Annotated in this window: 17 protein-coding genes; 6 read left to right on the top strand and 11 right to left on the bottom strand. The window is 39.1% G+C overall.

The window, feature by feature from the left end; translation table 11 throughout:
- The coding region (locus FDK13_RS09250; protein WP_137339680.1) for a transposase at positions 1-215 on the bottom strand (215 nt) is incomplete at its 3' end.
- A 287-nt stretch (positions 216-502) separates the two neighbouring features.
- Between FDK13_RS09250 and FDK13_RS09245 the strand changes: the two genes are divergently transcribed.
- From FDK13_RS09245 to FDK13_RS09235, 3 genes are all read left to right on the top strand, one after another.
- Positions 503-808, top strand: coding sequence for a hypothetical protein (locus FDK13_RS09245; protein ID WP_137339679.1), 306 nt, complete (start codon positions 503-505; stop codon positions 806-808).
- A 169-nt stretch (positions 809-977) separates the two neighbouring features.
- Positions 978-2,867, top strand: coding sequence for an STN and carboxypeptidase regulatory-like domain-containing protein (locus FDK13_RS09240; protein WP_170982754.1), 1,890 nt, complete (start codon positions 978-980; stop codon positions 2,865-2,867).
- A 204-nt stretch (positions 2,868-3,071) separates the two neighbouring features.
- Entirely contained in the window at positions 3,072-4,841 is a 1,770-nt protein-coding gene (locus tag FDK13_RS09235; RefSeq protein ID WP_137339677.1) for an SGNH/GDSL hydrolase family protein, read from the top strand.
- A gap of 13 nt (positions 4,842-4,854) precedes the next feature.
- On the opposite strand, the gene FDK13_RS09230 is transcribed toward FDK13_RS09235, so the two are convergent.
- The 4 genes from FDK13_RS09230 to argS all read right to left on the bottom strand — a co-directional run bounded on the left by FDK13_RS09230 (position 4,855) and on the right by argS (position 8,631).
- Positions 4,855-5,748 carry a 1,4-dihydroxy-2-naphthoate polyprenyltransferase gene (locus FDK13_RS09230; protein WP_137339676.1) on the bottom strand — a complete coding sequence of 298 codons (894 nt, stop codon included), beginning with the start codon at positions 5,746-5,748 and terminating at the stop codon, positions 4,855-4,857.
- Between the two features lie 18 nt (positions 5,749-5,766).
- Positions 5,767-6,141 (bottom strand): DUF5618 family protein, encoded by a 375-nt coding sequence (locus tag FDK13_RS09225; RefSeq protein ID WP_137339675.1) that lies wholly within the window; start codon positions 6,139-6,141, stop codon positions 5,767-5,769.
- Between the two features lie 27 nt (positions 6,142-6,168).
- Entirely contained in the window at positions 6,169-6,726 is a 558-nt protein-coding gene (locus FDK13_RS09220) for a glutathione peroxidase (RefSeq protein WP_229215979.1), read from the bottom strand.
- Between the two features lie 126 nt (positions 6,727-6,852).
- Complete coding sequence (gene argS, locus FDK13_RS09215) at positions 6,853-8,631, bottom strand: arginine--tRNA ligase (RefSeq protein ID WP_137339673.1); 1,779 nt, start codon at positions 8,629-8,631, stop codon at positions 6,853-6,855.
- 164 nt (positions 8,632-8,795) lie between these two features.
- Between argS and FDK13_RS09210 the strand changes: the two genes are divergently transcribed.
- Complete coding sequence (locus tag FDK13_RS09210; protein WP_229215978.1) at positions 8,796-10,349, top strand: hypothetical protein; 1,554 nt, start codon at positions 8,796-8,798, stop codon at positions 10,347-10,349.
- Between the two features lie 186 nt (positions 10,350-10,535).
- On the opposite strand, the gene pyrR is transcribed toward FDK13_RS09210, so the two are convergent.
- Positions 10,536-11,075 (bottom strand): bifunctional pyr operon transcriptional regulator/uracil phosphoribosyltransferase PyrR, encoded by a 540-nt coding sequence (pyrR, locus tag FDK13_RS09205; protein WP_137339672.1) that lies wholly within the window; start codon positions 11,073-11,075, stop codon positions 10,536-10,538.
- Between the two features lie 286 nt (positions 11,076-11,361).
- On the opposite strand from pyrR, the gene pth reads away from it, so the two are divergent.
- Positions 11,362-11,922 (top strand): aminoacyl-tRNA hydrolase, encoded by a 561-nt coding sequence (pth, locus tag FDK13_RS09200; RefSeq protein WP_137339671.1) that lies wholly within the window; start codon positions 11,362-11,364, stop codon positions 11,920-11,922.
- Positions 11,923-12,632: 710 nt separating this feature from the next.
- On the opposite strand, the gene FDK13_RS09195 is transcribed toward pth, so the two are convergent.
- Positions 12,633-14,042, bottom strand: coding sequence for an OmpA family protein (locus FDK13_RS09195; RefSeq protein ID WP_137339670.1), 1,410 nt, complete (start codon positions 14,040-14,042; stop codon positions 12,633-12,635).
- Between the two features lie 73 nt (positions 14,043-14,115).
- Here FDK13_RS09195 and FDK13_RS09190 point away from each other — a divergent pair, with 73 nt between their 5' ends.
- Positions 14,116-14,997 (top strand): DMT family transporter, encoded by an 882-nt coding sequence (locus FDK13_RS09190; protein WP_137339669.1) that lies wholly within the window; start codon positions 14,116-14,118, stop codon positions 14,995-14,997.
- A gap of 56 nt (positions 14,998-15,053) precedes the next feature.
- On the opposite strand, the gene FDK13_RS09185 is transcribed toward FDK13_RS09190, so the two are convergent.
- The 4 genes from FDK13_RS09185 to FDK13_RS09170 all read right to left on the bottom strand — a co-directional run bounded on the left by FDK13_RS09185 (position 15,054) and on the right by FDK13_RS09170 (position 19,023).
- Positions 15,054-15,842 carry a PhzF family protein gene (locus FDK13_RS09185; RefSeq protein WP_137339668.1) on the bottom strand — a complete coding sequence of 263 codons (789 nt, stop codon included), beginning with the start codon at positions 15,840-15,842 and terminating at the stop codon, positions 15,054-15,056.
- Between the two features lie 129 nt (positions 15,843-15,971).
- A complete protein-coding gene (locus FDK13_RS09180) occupies positions 15,972-16,469 on the bottom strand; it encodes a YdeI/OmpD-associated family protein (RefSeq protein ID WP_137339667.1) in 498 nt (165 codons plus the stop codon).
- 2 nt (positions 16,470-16,471) lie between these two features.
- A complete protein-coding gene (treA, locus tag FDK13_RS09175) occupies positions 16,472-18,022 on the bottom strand; it encodes an alpha,alpha-trehalase TreA (RefSeq protein ID WP_137339666.1) in 1,551 nt (516 codons plus the stop codon).
- A gap of 62 nt (positions 18,023-18,084) precedes the next feature.
- Positions 18,085-19,023, bottom strand: coding sequence for a M20/M25/M40 family metallo-hydrolase (locus FDK13_RS09170; RefSeq protein ID WP_137339665.1), 939 nt, complete (start codon positions 19,021-19,023; stop codon positions 18,085-18,087).
- Positions 19,024-19,077: the final 54 nt, after the last annotated feature.

Here is a 19,077-nt window from a genome sequence, read left to right as displayed (position 1 = left end):
ATCCCACGTAGTTTAAATTGCCTAAAATGATAGTAAATTGTCTGCCAAGCAGGATATTTGCTATCTATATTCCGCCATTGAACACCAGTTTCATTTAACCATAATATGGCATTTACTATGGTTCGCAAGGAATGTTTTCTTGATCTTTTGTTGTCAATTATTTTTTCTACAAATTGCCATTGAGAGTCAGTCATTTCTGTGAAATTCGTTTTCATTAAAACTTGTTTGAGGTGAGATTCAACAAGTTTAACGACTGGCTCTCATTGTTAGTTTAATACAATCCAAAACATACTCTTATATAATTTGAAATAAAAAATTGAATAACGTACTTGATTGTTCCGGAATGGCTTTTTTAGTAAAAAAGAGTGAGGGAGTGAGTGAGAATTGTCTAATAAAATTTTAATCGTATTTGTAAGTGCATTTACTTACGAATAATCTTTTAGACTAATTCGTATATTAGCCGTAGTTAATCCCAATGTCACACCTAAAAACAGACTTAGAAATGAAAAATTTGAAGGCGATTATGTTGATTTTGTTCCTTGCCATTACCGGAACAACTTTTGCTCAAACTGCAACACCCGCGGTAAAAACAACGGTAACAAAGAAGAAAACCGATAAGGCAGCAAGCACAACCAAGGTGGATGTTAAAACAAATGCCGTCGTTGCTCAGCCAGGAGCAAAATTGAAAAAAGATGGTACGCTTGACAAACGTTATGCTGAAAACAAAAATTTGAAAAAAGACGGGACACCGGACAAAAGATTTAAAGCTAATAAAAAAGACTCTTTGAAAGCGGGTAAAAAACCTTGATTTCAATTAACAGAGTTTGAAAAAATTAGAAAGGCTGCAAATATATTTTGCGGCCTTTTTTATGTTTTGAGAGCATACTTCTCAAAAAGAAATAGGGGTAAAGTCAAGGTCGGTTGTCATAATTTTAAATCAGTAGAATTTAGTTTAGCCAATTGGTGTGATATGAAAATTGATTGAGAGAATTATAACTTTGATCCGGAATATTAAGTATCTGGCTTTTACAAGTACAACTTTTGATATGAACCGGATTCATACTCTTTTCAGATTGGCGGTACTGATAACATTGAGTTTGATGTTAACCCTTTCACGTGCCCAAAATGTACTAAGCAGAACAATTTCAATTGATATAAAAAATAAACAGCTTTCCCAGGTTTTAAAGTCTATAAGTGAGCAGGGGAAATTTAATTTTTCCTATAACAGTGATCTTATTCCTGGAGATAGTCTTGTAACTTTTTCGTCGTCGTCCAAATCTCTCAGGCAGACTTTAGATGCTTTGCTTTCAGGGAATTATCAATATAAAGAAACCGGCGATTATGTTATTATTCAAAGACCTGTAAGAGAAAAATATAATTATATAACCGGCCAGGTATTTGACAGTGAAACCGGAAAGGAAGCTGACTATGCGAGTGTTTATTCAAAACAGCAATTTATTTCCACGTTAACGGATGAGTCAGGGTTTTTCAAACTTCGGCTAAAAGATAAAAATTTCCCTTTGACATTGACTATAAGTAAGATTGGTTATGCCGATACTTCCATCGTTATCAATGTTCCACATGATTCCGGGATGAAAATCATTATTTATCCCAAAGCAATAGATCTGGATCCGTTAATTGTAAAATACTCTGAAGGAGGGAATTCATGGCTGGCCAGGCTCTTTGTTTCTTCCAAATTACGTTTACAAAGCAGAAATATTAGGAAGTTTTTTGTTTCACTTCCGTATCAGGTTTCGTTAACCCCGGGTTTGAGCACACATGGAAAACTGAGTTCTCAGGTAACCAATAAGTTTTCGCTGAATATTTATGGAGGTTATACTGCCGGAGTTAATGGTGTTGAACTGGCGGGGCTTTTTAATATTTCTAAAAAAAATGTCAGGTATTTCCAGGCTGCCGGCGTGTTCAATTCTGTTGCCGGACAATTGAAGGGTGTACAGCTGGCAGGTCTTTACAATCAAATTTTAGATTCGCTGCAAGGTGTGCAGTTATCGGGTTTTGGCAATGTTATTAACAAACATTTAAAAGGGGCACAGGTTTCAGGTATTTTTAACAAGGTTTCGGGAAATATAAACGGTGTGCAGGTTTCTGGTGTAGCAAATATTGTGAATGGAGAAATGCACGGAGGGCAAGTCAGCGGTCTGTTTAATAAAAGTTTGAAAACGATGCATGGCTTTCAGCTTAGCGGAGGATTGAATTTGGCAAATGAAAATCTTTCGGGCCCGCAAATCAGCGGGATTGGTAACATCAGCGAAAAAGAAACAAGTGGTTTGCAGCTCGCTGGTTTATTCAATTATGCAAGAAATCTGAAAGGTGTTCAGATTGGTGTAGTAAATCTCGCAGACAGTTCCTCAGGTTACAGTTTCGGACTACTCAATATTGTGAAAAACGGTAAGGGAACAATTTCTGTTTACGGAAATGAATTACTGCCTTTAAATATTGCCTGGAAATCAGGAAGTAAAAAGCTCTATAATATTTTTACTGTTGGTTCGTACGTTGGTGGGAGCAGGGCATATAGTTTCGGTTTTGGTATCGGAAGGGAATTTAAAATTAACAAAAATCTTACGCTGAATACTGAAATTACGGATCAAAATATTTATCTGGGAACATGGAAAAATCTGCCTGTTCTTTATCGTTTTCAAACCGGGCTTAATATCAAGTTAAGTAAATCGCTTTCTCTAAGTGCCGGGCCGGCTTTCTCGATGTTTTATTCTGAACAAAAGGAATTTAGAAGTAATTATCAGTCATTTTCTGATAAAGGATTTATGCGATTTAAGATGCGTCAAAATGGATATGCCTGGTTGGGGTGGCAAGGTGGTTTGAGCTGGAATTATGGATCCATATTTTAATTGGTAGCAGTGGCTAAACCTTGTGGTATGTAGATAGTGCGTAACCCAGGGCTTTTGCCTTGAGTTTCTGAGTATCCAAAAGGCCCACGGCTTTAGCCAAAGCAATTATGTGGTGAAGGAAAATAAATAATACAATAAGAATTATAGTAAGAAACACCGGAACAGACACTTTTGTAACCATCCAACAGTGTCTATTTCTTTATTATGAAATCAAAATTCTTCTATTTCCTTTTCCTTGCTTTTATTAGCCATTTTGTTTCCGCACAAACTTCGGCATTCACGTGGTGGAATCCTGCGAATAATTCTTTTCCTGTTTTGGAAGGACAAGCCTGGCCTGATGAAGTGAAAAATAAATATGACCGCCTGCCTGCCCGTGCAGAGAAAATTGTTAGGGAGCAGGTTTGGAATTTATCTACCCAGACGGCCGGTGTGATGATTCGTTTTCGGGCTAATTCGGGGGAAATCAGAGTCCGATATGCAGTTGGAGGAAAACAGGCATTGCCGCATATGCCGGCAACCGGTGTGAGCGGGGTGGATTTATATGCCATTTCAAATGATGGCGACTGGCGCTGGTGCGCGGGAAAGTATGCTTTTGGAGATACAATAACTTACAATTTTAAAAATATAGAACCGGTTGATCCAACCCATAAATTGGGCAGAGAATACCGGCTTTTTTTACCACTCTACAACAATGTAAAATGGCTGGAAATCGGAGTGCCGGAAGGAACCCGGTTTGAGCCGTTGCCAGTTAGGCCAGACAAACCTGTTGTTGTTTACGGAACTTCTATTGCACAAGGTGCCTGCGCCTCTCGTCCCGGAATGGCGTGGACGGCAATTCTTGGACGGAAACTGGATGATCCGTTAATTAATCTCGGCTTTTCAGGAAACGGACGAATGGAAAAAGAACTGATCGATCTGGTTTCGGAAATTGACGCTAAAATTTATATTCTGGATTGTCTTCCAAATCTTGTTGCGAGCGTCAATATTCCAACAGACGAGATTAAGAAAAGACTTTTGGATGGGGTTCGGGTATTGAGGGCAAAGCGGCCCGAAACGCCAATCGTATTGGCCGAGCACGACGGTTATACGGATGAGGCGATTAACGCTGTTAGCCGGAAAAGTTATCAGGATGTCAATGTTATTTTGAAAGAGGCATTTGCACAGTTGAAATCGGAAGGTATAACCGGGATTTATCTTATTCCAAAAGAAGATTTCCATCAGGATATTGAAACTATGGTGGATGGTACGCATCCCACGGACTTAGGAATGATGCGTTATGCAGAGGCTTATGAAAAGCAAATCAGGGAGATTTTACGTGAGCCTGAGGGAACGGTTTCTACTACTATTCCTTGTACACAAATGCGTGAGCTTGCCAACTATGACTGGGAAAAAAGACATTTTGAAATACTGAATGCAAACAAATCAGAACAACCGAAAATTGTTGTAATTGGCAATTCGATAACACATTTCTGGGGTGGACTTCCAAAAGGTCCGCGGGCTACTGGAGCCGATTCCTGGGATAAAACTTTTGGGGTAAATGCCAGAAATATGGGATATGGCTGGGACAGGATTGAAAATGTTCTGTGGCGTGTTTACCATGGTGAACTGGATGGATTTACAGCCAAACAGATTTTCGTAAACATCGGTACTAATAATCTTCAAATGAACTCGGATGAGGAAATTCTGACTGGCTGGCAAATGCTGATTGAGGCGATGAAATATCGTCAGCCTAAGGCGAATATCTCAATGGCGGGAATTTATCCAAGAAGGCAACAGGAAGAGCGTGTTGCGAAGCTGAACGCAAAATTGAAAGAGCTGACCAAATCAGCAAATGTGAATTATGTAGATCCGGGCCTGGTATTGGCGGGTAAAGATGGAAAAATTGACGAGTCGCTTTTCTCAGACGGACTGCATCCGAATGCAAAAGGATATTCAATTTTAGGAAAAGCATATGAATCATTCATAACCAAATGATTCATAATACTCTCTAAATAATAACGCCTATTCCAAAAAGAATAACAAAAAGCAAGGTCGAGAGCGCCATTTGTTTAAGATATGGATCCAGTTCACTAGCCTTTTTTAATCTGGAAATAGCGAGGCCATTTTTGATAAAAAATGGGAAGCTAAGAAGGAAAATAAGGCTGGTGTAACTTGAAAAATGCTGTACCGTATAAATCAATACACAAAGCATTCCAATACTTAAAATCGCCCAATGATAAAGAATCGCTTTTTCCCGTCCGAGCCGGACCGGGATTGAGTTTTTACCGGTAGCTCTGTCGGATTCAATATCTCTGATATTATTGATATTTAAAACACCAACCGCAAAAAGTCCGCAGCTTGTTGCAGGCAAAAGTAAGTCCCAGTTCCAGACATGCGTGTGCAGATAACTACTTCCCAACACGCCGACCCAACCGAAAAATATTAAAACAGATAAGTCGCCGAGGCCGACATAGCCGTAAGGCCGTTTGCCTGCGGTGTAGGTAATGGCAGCGATGATACACGCAATTCCGATTCCCAGAAATACCCAGAAAGTATTGGCTGGCGCATCTTTTAACGCAATAAATAACAGGGAAATGCCAGAAATTAATGACAGTACTGAAAAAATAATAATAGCTCTCAGCATGGTCGATGCCGCAATATTGCCAGAATGAACCGCTCTTATGGGGCCTTCCCGAAGCTCGGTATCTTTTCCATTTACTGCATCGCCATAATCATTGGCAAAGTTGGAAAGTATTTGTAAAAGTGTGGTTGTAAGTACACTTAACAAAGCAACGGGCCAGCTAAACTGACCCGTTGATGCTGCTAAAAAACAGCCCATTAATATACATGATAGTGCCAAAGGCAATGTACGGGGCCGGGCTGCTTCGATCCAAAATTTCATTTTACTATAATCTTAAAATCAGGCCTGGGCTTTTTGTTCAGCCCAGGCAATTATTTTCTCTGCGTCTTTTAAGCCGGCGGTAGAAACTTCGGAACTTAAATTTCCATCGTAACTCATCGCCAAATGTAAAGTGTCATAAGCAGCAAGAAATGAAGAGAGGATCTTTTTATCCAGTCTAGCCAGTTCTTCCTTATACCATTCTACACTTTTACGGCCTTTCTTTTTATCACCTAAAATTGCATCCAATGCTACAAGTACACCTGAATAAGCTGTGTGGCCAGCCATTTTCACATATTTGCGATCCTGGTAATAGCCGTTTTCTTTTCGGGCTTTTTCGCTCAGGATATCTTTTGCATTTTCGATGTGCCTTTTGGCTTCAAGTATTTCTTTCATGTCGTGTGTGTTTTATTAAAGTTGGAATTAAATACCAACAGCAGTCAGAAACTCAGCGTCAGTAGGCAATATTTTTGATGCGAAAAAGTTGGTCAGTTCTCCTTTTTCGTTGATCACATATTTGCAGAAATTCCAGGTAGGAACTTTATCATTCCAGCCGTTCAATTCTTTTGTGCTCAGCCATTTATAAATTGGAGCCTGATCCGGACCAAGTACTGAAACTTTTTCAAACATAGGGAAAGAAACGCCGTATGTTTTTGAACAGAACGTAGCAATTTCTTCGCTTGTACCTGGTTCCTGGCCACCAAAATTGTTAGCAGGGAAACCTAATACAACCACTTTGTCGCCATGTTCTTTGTTGAATTTTTCCCAATCTGCATACTGTTTTGTGTATCCGCATTTTGAAGCAACATTCAGGATAACTACTTTTTTACCTTTGTATTTGCTCAAATCAATCGTTTTTTCACCAACAAGAGATTTTACTTTAAAGTCGTACAAAGTTTGTTTTGCAGTCATAGATTCCGCTGGTTTTACCGCTGTTTCACTTTTGTCAGCAAAGATGCCGGTGAATAGCGTTGTCATCATAATAAGTACTGATTTTAGCAAGGCCATAACAATTCAATTTGGTTAAGTTGGAATTAAAAATGTTTAGAAAAAATGCTTTTTTGTTAGTCGTGGTTGTCACTATAAAATTAACGTAAAAAAATGCTTTTACATTCTTTCAGGTACATTTATTCCTAACAACCCTAAACCTTTATGAATCGTTTCTGAAACTACTTTTGATAAAGCGATACGGAATTTTACTGCGACAGGATCACTATCTGCAAAAATGGAAACTTCCGCATAAAACTGGTTATAAACTTTGGCCAGTTCATACATATAAAAAGATACAACCGATGGTGCAAATTCGTTACCCGCAGCCTGAACCCGTAGTGGAAATTGAGCTAAGGTATAAATCAATTCACGTTCAACCTGATGCAGTTCGTAGTTTTTTGGAGGCAATTGAATTTCAATACCGGATTGTTCCGCCTTTCTCATGATAGAACGCATTCGTGTGTAGGTATATTGAATGAATGGGCCTGTGTGTCCCTGGAAATCAATTGATTCTTCCGGGTTGAAAAGCATTCTTTTCTTAGGATCAACTTTCAAAAGATAATATTTCAATGCGCCAAGCGCCAGGGTATGGTACAAAGCCGTTGCTTCTTCACTGTCAAAATCATCAATTTTCCCTAGTTCCTGCGTACGTTTAGCAGCCGTTTCAATCATCTGGTTTACAAGATCATCAGCATCCACAACCGTACCTTCGCGGGATTTCATTTTTCCGGATGGCAAATCTACCATACCATAGCTGATGTGATAACAACCGTCTGCATACGGGCGGCCAAGTCGTTTCAAAATGGCAAACAAAACGTTGAAATGATAATCCTGTTCGTTTCCAACAACCCACAAATAACGGTCATTATGGAAATCAGCGAATTTCAATTCCGTTGTCCCGATATCCTGGGTGATATAAACAGAAGTTCCGTCACCACGCAGAACCAGTTTTTCATCAAGTCCTTCTGCCGTAAGATCAATCCAGATAGAATCATCTGCTTTTTTAAAGAAAACTCCTTTTTGTAATCCCTCCTCAATAATATCTTTCCCTAAAACATAAGTATTAGACTCATAGTATGTTTTGTCAAAAGTAACACCAATCTGTTTATATGTCTGATTGAAACCGTCATACACCCAGTTGTTCATTTTTTTCCAAAGCGCAACCGTTTCTTCATCACCTTGTTCCCATAACAAAAGCAATTTCTGAGCTTCCAGAATCCACGGTGCTTTTTTCGCGGCTTCTTCAGCTGTCATGCCGCTTTCTACGAGCTCACCTATTTGTGTTTTATATTCTTTGTCAAAAAGAACATAATATTTTCCGGCTAAATGATCACCTTTCAGACCCGAAGATTCCGGCGTTTCTCCGTTTGCAAGTTCACGGTAAGCAAGCATGGATTTGCAGATATGGATTCCACGGTCATTTACCAGACAGGTTTTTACAACATCATATCCGCAGGCTTTCAAAATCCTTGCAAGAGAATCGCCCAGGAAATCATTGCGTAAATGACCTAAATGCAAAGGTTTATTGGTGTTTGGCGACGAGAATTCGATCATCACAGATTTCCCGTTCGCCGGCGAATCACCATAATCAGCGTCAGAAATAATATCGCCGAATAAATTCAGCCAGGTCTCATCGTTAAGGCTGATGTTCAAAAATCCCTGAACGACATTGCAGCTGTCAACAATCGATGAATTTTCTTCAAGATCAGCGGCAATGATCTGTCCGATTTCCGCAGGAGCGCGGCGTGTAGCTTTGGTTAAGGAAAATGTTACGAAGGTGTAAAATCCGTCAAATTCCTTCTTGGTAGGCTGCAAAAGGATATCATCGACTGTGATATCGAAATTTTTCAGGATCGCTTTTTGAATGTCTGCTTTAATTATGGCTTCAATCGTCATGAATATTGTTTTTATAGTATTTCAGATTGTTAATCAAAATCGACATAACAATCATCTAAGTTTTTATTTGAATAAAAATATTTATATATTAATGATTATGTTATTCTTTTTGATGCAAAATTAGGGTAAATATTGAACAGACTTACACCCCGGAGCAAGAACTTATGAAGAACCGTTTACTATTTGTGATTCAAAGTTGTCTGATCATACAACTTTGGCTGGCCGTACCTTCCAGGGTTTGGGCACAATTAGAACAATCCGATCGTCTTGAAATTCCAACAAGCTCCTCGCGTTCCGAGGTTTTTGAAGTTTTTACTTTGGGAAACGGAGGGCTGATATCTCTTGTTCGAGGGGATGATTTTATTGGAAACCGTAACGAAACCTGGGAATTTACTAAATACGACATTTCACTGAATCCTGTCTGGAGAGTTAACTATAAGCTCGATAACCGTTATACTCCTGTCATGGCCCATCAGGGGCAAGATCATGGATACTGGCTTTTTGCGCAGCCGGATACAGATCATTTCCTGTTTATCCAAATGAATTTTATGGATGGGGCCATTGAAACTTTCAAGGGAGATCTTCTCTCTGGAATAGATGTGCATCAGTTTAAAGTAATTGGCAGTAAGGCAGTTATAGCCGGTTATCACCGTTCACGCCCTGTGGTTGTGATACATTCTTTTTTCGATCATACCTCCAAAGTTTTACCGGGATTGTATGAAAAAAATACGGAGCTGAACAATGTTGATATTAATGAACAGGATGGAATTATTAACGTTATCACTTACGCTTACCGCAAGAAAAATTGTGTTTTTGAAATAAAAACATACTCATACGAGGGCAGACTTGTAAAGAAAACTTCGCTAAGCGATCCAAAGAACAGCTTTATTTCGGGGCAGATTGTCCCCTTAAATCAGGATGATTCTTATTTGATCGGAAATTATTCTGTTGGTTGTACACCTTATTCGCAAGGTTTATATATTACACATATTACAGATAACGAACCGGATGCTCCGGAATTTATAGAGTTTTCGGAACTTCAAAACTTTTTCAATTTTATGAAGCCAAAACGCCGGCAACGTGTGATGGAACGTATTGGAAAACGTAAAAGTCTGGGGAAAGAAAACCGGTTCCGCTACCGTCTGTTGGTGCATGAATTAATCCAGACAGAAGATGAAATTGTGCTTGTTGCCGAAGTTTATTATCCTAATCAGCGTGCAGGATCGCCAATCATTACAAATGGAATAAACAGGCCTTATTCAGGCCGCAGCATTGAAGGCTATCGCTACACACATGCCATAGTCTGCGGGTTTGACCGTAACGGGAAATTTAAATGGGATAATTGTATCCCAATAAAAGATCTGAATAGTTTTGAGTTACAGGAAATGGTTCAACTGACGCCTGTTAATGATTATTTCATTCTGGCTTATCCGCAAGAGGGAACAATTCATACGGAAGTTATCAACAGGAGTAAAGTTGTTGTAGAAAATGAAAAATTTGAAATAACGGCCAAATCAGAATCAGATAAGGTACTGACAAACGAAAATGCATATCTGGCACCCTGGTACGGACAATATTTTCTGGCCTATGGCATGCAGCGTGTCGGACCTTCAACAGTTGGCTTAGGGCGTGAAGTTTTCTACATCAATAAACTGACATACAAAACAGAAGGAATTCAGAAAGCTGAAAACCGCGAAAGTAATGATGTACCAAGGTAATTGTTAATGATTAATTGTTAAGGGTTAATTTTTAATGGTTAAGGCTTTTGAGCGGAGGTACATTAACAACTAATGCCTATATTATAAATAATTAGACTTTTTGAAGTAAGGTTTTAAAGAGAATCTTGAAGATCCGGTACCAGGGATTCGGCTATGCATTAACCCTTAACCATTAATAATTAACAATTAATCAACCATCCAGATATGATCGGCTTCAAAACCCTGTTCTTTCCATTCAACCTGTACGCGCTGACTTTCAACCGTGCTGACTTTCATGCCAACATAATCCGGTTCTATAGGTAATTCGCGGTTGTAGCGACGATCAATTAATACCATCAGTTCAACCATTTTTGGGCGGCCAAATGCGGTCATAGCGTCGAGGGCTGCACGTACCATTCGTCCGCTGGCCAGGACATCATCAATAAGAATGACGCGTTTGCCTTCAATTAAAAAAGGAACATTTGTTTTATTGGGCAGAAGAGGGGAGTCACGGCGGCGAAAATCATCTCTGTAAAAAGTAGCATCAAGATGGCCCAACGGAATATTTTTTCCGGTTCTTTCCCGCAATTCAGCAACAACGCGTTCTGCAAAGAAAATTCCTCTTGGCTGAAGGCCCATGATAACGGAATTATCAAAATCCTGATGATTCTCAATAAGTTCCTGGCACAACCGGCTGGTCATGATCTCTAAAAGAGGGCTGCTTAAAATAAGTCGTTTGATGGACATCTTGTAATTTTACTGAATTAAAGCCTAAATTAAGCTCACAATTATGAAATGTAAAACTTTTCGGTGCAATATGTACAACATGTCAATAAAGAATCACTCAATATTATCCTTTGGTTGGCAGTAAAAAAACGTCATTTAATAAGTTATTTTCTTTCTTACGGCTTATTCATTTAATTTTGGCCACAAATTCTCCCTGTTCCGTTTCCGGGAAATAATTGATAAAAATAACGATCTGCCACATACTTATTAATTTTTCCGCAGATCATAATAATTTAATAAAACAACAATGAAATACCTGATAGCAGGACTTGGGAATATTGGTCCTGAATATGCATTTACACGCCATAACGTTGGTTTCATGGTGCTGGACAGGCTGGCTGCACAAAATGATTTTAAGTTTTCTTTCGAAAAACTGGCATTTATAGCTGAATGGAAACATAAAGGACGGCAGTTTTATTTTATTAAGCCTACCACTTTTATGAATTTGAGTGGTAAAGCAATCCGTTATTATATGGATCAGTTTAAAATTCCAAAAGAAAACGTGCTGGTTATTGTTGATGAACTGCAATTACCCTTTGGAACATTGCGCATTAAACCAAAAGGAAGCCATGGCGGACACAACGGTTTGAGGAATATTGAGGAAATTCTGGGCACTTCTGAGTATCCCAGACTGAGATTTGGGATAGGAAATAATTTTCCTCGCGGAAGGCAAGTAGATTATGTATTAAAAGCATTTTCCAAGGAAGAAATGGCTGAATTGCCTATTTTTCTGGATAGTGCTGGTGAGATGGTTATTTCGTTTTGTACTTTGGGGATACAATATGCGATGAATAATTATAATCAATGATTGTACTTTTTAAAGATATATAAATATTTTAAGAATGTAATTTATTTGGTTTTTTGAATGCAGATAAAATAATATTCTATTTATTGTTTCATAAAGTGCTAAAAATGATGAAGTAGGCTTTTTTTTTAATCGTTTATTCCAAACATTATTTTGTTTTCAAGTTTTAATAGAATTTGTAATATCAAAATTTATTGTGATATTTGTATATCGATTTAAGGCGATAGGAATTGAATAAATCCATGAAGTTTCGTGCGGATAGTATTATATTTGTGCTTGGTTTAGGAATTAGGATTACTAGTTTATAGGTTTTTGAAGCCTCTTGATAAAAAAAATGGGGCATAATTATTTAACTTGTGAACTGAAGTTCGATTTGCTTCGTATATTGAATCAGTAAATATCTGATTTTGATAAGAAAAAAAATTGGAGTATTATTGAGATGAATGTGACTTTGTCTAATAAGGTAACGTCAAAGAAGGGAATCTTTTAAACTGAGAAATTAAATTTCAGAAATCAGTTTAAAATAAATTGACAAGGCAAGTCGGAAGGTGAACGTTGATATTGGAAAAGAGCTTTGTTATTTGGAATAGAAAAAATGATTTAACCTGAGTAGCAGTATATGATTAGTATGCTTTAATTTAGGTAAATATAAAGATAAGAAAAGGTTAAGGGTTTAGGAATAGTCAGTATAAAGCCGTCTTTATGAGATGGCTTTATCTTTTTATAGGCTCCGCCCAAACTTCAACCCGCCGGTTTAGTTTTCTTAATTCTTCCGACTGATTTTTTTGACTGGGTCTGGTCGAGCCGTAGCCCACACCCTGAATTCTATCATTTGGAATTCCTCTTTCCAATAAATAATTTTTTACAACCTGCACGCGCTGATTGGAAAGCAAGAGGTTTTTATCAAAATCTCCGATATTATCGGTGTGGCCTTTCAACATAATTTTAAGATCATTTCTTTTCTGAAAGTAGGAGACCAGCGAATCAAGCTGTGTTTTTGCAGGATTTTCCAGTGTTTCTGTGCTTTGTGTAAACAATAAAGTTGCCAACGGACTGTCAAAAGTTTCCGGACTCAGGCTGATCAGAGATTTAACTTCTGTTGCCCTGCCTGTGGTTCTTACCGGGATACTCTTTGTTTGATAACCTTGGGCCTGCACGGAAATTTTGTATGATTCATGCGGCTTCAACTGAAATGCATAGGAGCCATTATGAACCTTACTTTGTGCAACAAGCGAATCATTATTCATTTTACGAACCGAAACATCTGCATTTTCAACAGCGGCAAGATTCTTTCCTTCAAACACTTTTCCGGTAACCTGCACAAGATTGGTATTAATGACTGGTGTTTCTTTTTCAACTGGGTTGGCTTCTTGTTTAACAGCTTCAATTTCAGCAGTCACTTCTTTGGGTGCCCGGCTTATCGTCTGGTAACTTCTTCTGATAAAAACAGGGGTCATTACGCGGTCATAAACCCGGATCAAAGCCACCGAACCGGCACTTGCCTCATGATTTGCTACCAGATCGTCCTGAAAGAAATTCAAAACCTGCTCATTATCTAAAATGCCTTCCGTCCCGGGATCTTTAAATTCAACTTTTGAAATACCATTTACATACATTTTAATGGCTTTGGTATCAAAGTCGCGGGAATAGACATAATGGATATATTGATTGGCTTTTACCGGTGCTTTTTCACCAATGGCAAAATCGTAAAAATTTAATTTCCCGTCGTAAATGTAGCTTCCGTAATCGCTTTTACGGTTTTTAAAATCCAGAACGCGTTTCCAGCTATCAAGTTCATTCAGTTTGAAATAGATTTCAATCGTGAAAGATTTGTTCAGAAATCCATTCGCTTCTTTATTGTCAAATTGTAAACCGCTATTTTTTTCAAATTGATAAACCGTTCTTATAATTTCCGGAACACCTTTTTCGCCGCTTCCAGGAACTTTCTCTTTTATAAATTGCCCTGACTGACCGAGTTTATGCAAAACCGGGCCACCTTTTTCCATCGGAGAAAGGCCGTTATTGAAATCATAAGTCCACTGGGTCTGTGAAAAAACGGGATCGCAATAGTGGCTAAGAAGAAGAATTACAAAAAGCCATTTCGCATTTTTTTTACTAATCATCTTCAAAAATATAAAAAAGAGAGATCGAAGCCGAAATGCTTCTTGTATTTTTGAAACATAATTATGGTTTAAAGTGAAAAATATTCTAATCGGTCTTGTCTTTTCCATTCTGTGGGCCTCTGCTTCGGTCGCAACCAAGTTTGGTGTTCAGTCTGCTTCTCCTTTGATATTAGCAAACGTTCGTTTTTTTATTGCAGGTATACTACTGCTCGGTTTTTCTTACGGATTTAAAAAAGATCCGACATTTCGTCTTCCTGGTCGAAATGAATTCAGGCAGCTTGCTTTGTTCGGGTTTATGAATACAACGTTGTATCTCGGCTTGTACGTGTGTGCGATGAAGTACGCAGCTGCCGGAATCGGAAGTCTTGCAGTTTCGACAAATCCTCTGATCATTGTTTTATTATCTGCCTGGTGGCTTCACAGAAAACCGGCAAAAGCAGAATGGATGGGGATTGTACTTGGAATGGCTGGAGTGGCCGTTGCGACTTATCCCTTACTAAAAAACAGTTTCACAACATTGACAGGCATTTCCTTGCTTTTGATCAGTATGGTTGCCGTTTCCGCTGCCAGTGTATACTATGCAAGCGTGAAATGGGAATTGCCTAATTTGCTTATTAATGGCTGGCAGGTTATGTTGGGAGGTATATTTTTACTTCCATTCACTATTTCTTTTAGTGATTTTAGCGCAGCACATTGGGACATAACATTTTGGGGTTCTGTTTTATGGCTGAGCCTTGCTGTATCTGTAGTGGGTTTGATTTGCTGGTTTTATCTGCTTCGCCTTGACACTGTCCGTGCATCGTTATGGCTTTTTTTATGCCCGCTTTTCGGGTTTTTCTTTGCCTGGTGGTTAATGGACGAGCCGGTTACCATTTATACGGTTATTGGTACTGTATTGGTTATAGCAGGCTTATATGCGGGACAAAGATCAAAATTACAGGCCATAACAAAATAGTCATTTATCGTCCCAAAGAACAATAGATGATTATTTTAGAATTATGTTAAATCGAATTATTCGGTCTCGATTTCACCTTTCAAATAAAGGCGAGCCTGCCCGCCAATATTGACGCGGTCGCCATCCAGATCACATTTCAAAAAGCCGCCGCGTTTTGAAAGCTGTTTTGCAGTGAGGTCTGTTTTAGAAAGTTTTTCAGCCCAATAAGGGATCAGTGTTGTATGTGCAGAACCGGTTACAGGATCTTCATCAACACCGGATTGCGGAGCGAAAAACCGTGACACAAAATCAACATCGTCACCAGGTGCCGTAACAATAATGCCACGTGCCGGGATCGTAGAAAGTACGATTATATCAAAATCAAGGTCACGCACTTCTGCTTCGGTATCAAGAACAACCATGTAATCCGTTTTTCCTTTATAAACTTCCAAAATCGTAGCGTCGCTTAATCCTTCCATCAGGGCAGGAGGCGGTACAGCAATATGGTAGGGGTCGATAGGGAAATTCAGCGTCAGCCAGTTGTCTTTACAATGTACAGTTAACTCTCCGCTAAGCGATTCGAATTTGATAAGATCACCTTTGTAGCCCTGGATGTTAAAGATCACGTAACCAGCAGCCAAAGTGGCATGTCCACAAAGTTCCACTTCCAGTATTGGTGTGAACCAGCGAATGTGAAATCCATTTTCAGTTGGAACGTAAAAAGCAGTCTCAGCAAGGTTATTTTCGGCTGCAATACTTTGAAGTGTTTCATCCGGAAGCCAGTTTTCCAACGGTATTACCGCGGCAGGATTTCCTGAGAAAAGCTGATCCGTAAATGCGTCTATTTGGTATATATTAAGTTTCATGTAATTGGGCTCGAGGTGTTAATTTATTCCAAGGTATTAATTTTTTTTTCGATTAAACGTAGTCGGGTATGGAATTTTTCAAGATTAATATTAAAATCAGATAAATTATGCCCTAATTCTGGTTGGAACTTATTTGCCCAGAATTTCTTTAAAACTTTCTTTTCCTGCCGGTAATCTTTTAAGATTTTCAATTAATGTCACAGCACGCTCAATTCGCAGCTGACTGCTTTTGACCGCTGTAATATGACGAATGATAAAACGTCGTTTTCCGGCAACCAGCAGATTGAAACGTCTGTTTCCTTCATCGTCCTGGTCCAGTAATTCTTTCAATTCTTCGGGTACTTCCAGGCCGTATTCACTATCATCTATTTCCAGAGCCACTGTCAATGACTCACCTTCTTTCGCTTTTAATTGTTTGATCCGCTGTGCATTGATACTGATGTAAGCATCGCCAGTACCCAAAGCAACCAAACCACATTGCCATTTTACTTTTTCATTTACAGTGCACCAGAGCCGGACAGAAAATGAGCCGCCAAGCTTTTCAACAATTTCATTGGGAACGAGTAAATACCTTGTTCCGGCCAGGTGTTCAAGATGATGAATAGTTGACTTAAAAAGGACAGACATATTTATTTTCTCCTGTTTTTCATACGTAAATATACGCCGTTTGTCCAGCCAAAACCTTCCTGAACATCGTATTCTCCACCGCCAGCTTCCAGATTCGTATCCGAAACGTTGTATTTTTCCATCATTTTGCCTGTACGCTTAAATTCCTTTTCATTCAAAGAAAGCCATTCGTCACTCAGTTCATTAGCTGTTTTATGAAAATTATAATTGCGCAGACCTTTGTAAGTAATCCATTGCAGCGGTGCCCAGCCGTTTGGCGCATCCCATTGTTGTCCGCTTTTTAATCCCGTCGTAAGCAAACCGCCTGAACGCATAAAATTGAGACGGATATAAGCCCGAACATAATGCGACTGCTGTTTGCCTGCCAGTTTAAAAAATAAAGGAAAGGCTCCAGCCAACGTTACTGCTTTTGATTGCTCTTTTTTTGCGAAATTGTAATCCATATAATAATTCCGGGTGCTGTCCCAGAAATAGGTATCAATCGCTTCACAACGTTTTTTTGCCCGCAACTCAAAATCCTGGTAACATTCAAATTCTTCGTTTAACAAATAAGCTTCGGCCAATGTTTTTTCCAAATGATGCATTAAGCAATTCAAGTCAACCGGAAGTATATCAGTTGTTTGAATGGTAGAAAAATCGTTTTCATCCGCAAACCACCTTGTGCTAAAATCCCAGCCAGACTCTGCGGCTGCTCGTATGTGACGATAAATTGATTCTCTGGATACGTCATGTTTTTCAAAAGCTTCCTCGGCCAGTTCTACATCTTCCCGGAAAGCTTCCGGCCTTGGTGTGGCCTTATCATCCCAATATCTGTTCAATAAAACACCATCTGGAAAGCGAACAACACGACGGTTACAATTAAAGTCACCACTTTCGCAGTTTCCTTCATCCATCCAGTAGTCGTACTCTTTTCTCATTTGGGGCAAATATTTTTTCAGGATTTTTTTGCCTTCCATCTCGCTGTACAATCTCACCATCAATGAAAAGAACGGAGGCTGAGACCTGCTCAGATAATAAGTCCGGTTTCCGGTAGGAACGTGACCAAAAGTGTTAATAAGATAAGCAAAGTTGTTGATCATATTTTCGATCAGATCAACCCGTCCACATTCTTTCAAGCCGAGCATTGTAAAGTAGCTGTCCCAATAATAAATTTCCCGAAAACGGCCGCCTGGTACCACGTAGGGCAGCGGTAAAGGAATCAGCGAACCGCCCCGCTCCTGATCTTCTGGCTGGCGGGTAAGGTATGGCCACAATTTACGGATATGTTCTTCTGTTGTCAGCGTATTGTCCGTCACATAATCAACCTTGATTTCTGCGGGAATCCTGAAATTCTGCATAACAAAATCTTTCAGGTTGAAATCAGGATCATTTTTTTGCTGATAATATCTTTCAATGATCAATACCGGATCTTCCGTAGGAATACAGTCGGCAAAGGTTTTGGAGTCACTAAAAATATGACTGTTTTGAATATCGTTAAACAACGAGCCAAACAACTCTTCCGGAGATGTCAGTGATTGACCAAAAGTAACTGAGGGTGCAACAAATCCGAACAAATCCTGAATAGTTAAAGGTTCACAGTTTATTTATGTTATCAATATCAATGGATCAAAACATATTATTTGACTTCGGTAAATTCCAGTTTTGGCAATTTTATGGCGTTTTCAATGAGTTTTATTTCAACATTAAGAATACCAGCTTCTGATTTTACATCCACTTTTTCCGGGTCGTCCGAAGGTTTGTGATAGTCGTCATGGCCTCCCGTATGAAAAAACAGAACCGGAATTTGTTTCGCGTAAAACGATCCATGATCCGATCCTCCGCTTCCGGCAGTATCCGTAAAAAACTTGACATTACCTTTAACTTTCTCGAAAATTCCAGACCACTGCGGACTGGTACCAACGCCGCCAATTCCTACACCCCGATCCGGGTTATAACGCCCGATCATGTCCATATTACACATGAAATTAATCTTGCTTAATGGCAGTGTGGGATTGTTTACAAAATGTTTTGATCCCAGAAGTCCCAGTTCCTCAGCACCAAACGCGATGAAAAGAAAATTGTAAGGCTCCTTGACATTGTTACCTGAAAAATAACGTGCCAGTTCAATCAATCCCGCTACGCCGGAAGCGTTATCATCCGCTCCATTGTGAATTTTCCCCTCAGGATGATCATCTTTGGAACTTCCCTGTTTTCCAATACCGAGATGATCAAAGTGTGCTCCGATTACAATCGTGTACTCAGCGCCATTGTCAAGAAAGCCAATGATATTCTCCGTTTTTCTTAAACTGTCCGGAACGAGCACTCGTTTTACTTTGGCAGTAAAAGGTTGTTTAAATCCATCCGTTCCCAGCGGTTTTAGATCATATTTTTTGAACTGTTTGATGACATATTCCGCAGCTTTGAAATTTTCCTTACTGCCAGTTCCACGCCCTTTCATTTTGTCGGAAGCCAAGAAATTAACATGTTTTGAAATGTTTTCAGGAGAAGGAGTGAGGTTTTGGGCAAATGAGTTGAATAATAACGATGTAAGCAGGAGTGCAAGGAAATATTTCATTTGGTAAAATAGTATATTAGAAAGTTATCAGATTTGATAATTTTCCTGAATTGA

Source organism: Dyadobacter frigoris, assembly GCF_005280585.1.
Lineage (GTDB): Bacteria > Bacteroidota > Bacteroidia > Cytophagales > Spirosomataceae > Dyadobacter > Dyadobacter frigoris.
This window is presented reverse-complemented; position numbering and strand designations above follow the sequence as displayed.

Bases quoted from the DNA above. Each gene is read 5' to 3' on its own strand.
- FDK13_RS09180 (WP_137339667.1), bottom strand. From the start codon at position 16,469: ATGTCTGTCCTTTTTAAGTCAACTATTCATCATCTTGAACACCTGGCC.
- pyrR (WP_137339672.1), bottom strand. From the start codon at position 11,075: ATGTCCATCAAACGACTTATTTTAAGCAGCCCTCTTTTAGAGATCATG.
- FDK13_RS09225 (WP_137339675.1), bottom strand. From the start codon at position 6,141: ATGAAAGAAATACTTGAAGCCAAAAGGCACATCGAAAATGCAAAAGAT.
- FDK13_RS09230 (WP_137339676.1), bottom strand. From the start codon at position 5,748: ATGAAATTTTGGATCGAAGCAGCCCGGCCCCGTACATTGCCTTTGGCA.
- FDK13_RS09170 (WP_137339665.1), bottom strand. From the start codon at position 19,023: ATGAAATATTTCCTTGCACTCCTGCTTACATCGTTATTATTCAACTCA.
- FDK13_RS09210 (WP_229215978.1), top strand. From the start codon at position 8,796: ATGAAGAACCGTTTACTATTTGTGATTCAAAGTTGTCTGATCATACAA.
- FDK13_RS09195 (WP_137339670.1), bottom strand. From the start codon at position 14,042: ATGATTAGTAAAAAAAATGCGAAATGGCTTTTTGTAATTCTTCTTCTT.
- FDK13_RS09245 (WP_137339679.1), top strand. From the start codon at position 503: ATGAAAAATTTGAAGGCGATTATGTTGATTTTGTTCCTTGCCATTACC.
- argS (WP_137339673.1), bottom strand. From the start codon at position 8,631: ATGACGATTGAAGCCATAATTAAAGCAGACATTCAAAAAGCGATCCTG.
- FDK13_RS09235 (WP_137339677.1), top strand. From the start codon at position 3,072: ATGAAATCAAAATTCTTCTATTTCCTTTTCCTTGCTTTTATTAGCCAT.
- FDK13_RS09220 (WP_229215979.1), bottom strand. From the start codon at position 6,726: ATGATGACAACGCTATTCACCGGCATCTTTGCTGACAAAAGTGAAACA.
- FDK13_RS09185 (WP_137339668.1), bottom strand. From the start codon at position 15,842: ATGAAACTTAATATATACCAAATAGACGCATTTACGGATCAGCTTTTC.
- pth (WP_137339671.1), top strand. From the start codon at position 11,362: ATGAAATACCTGATAGCAGGACTTGGGAATATTGGTCCTGAATATGCA.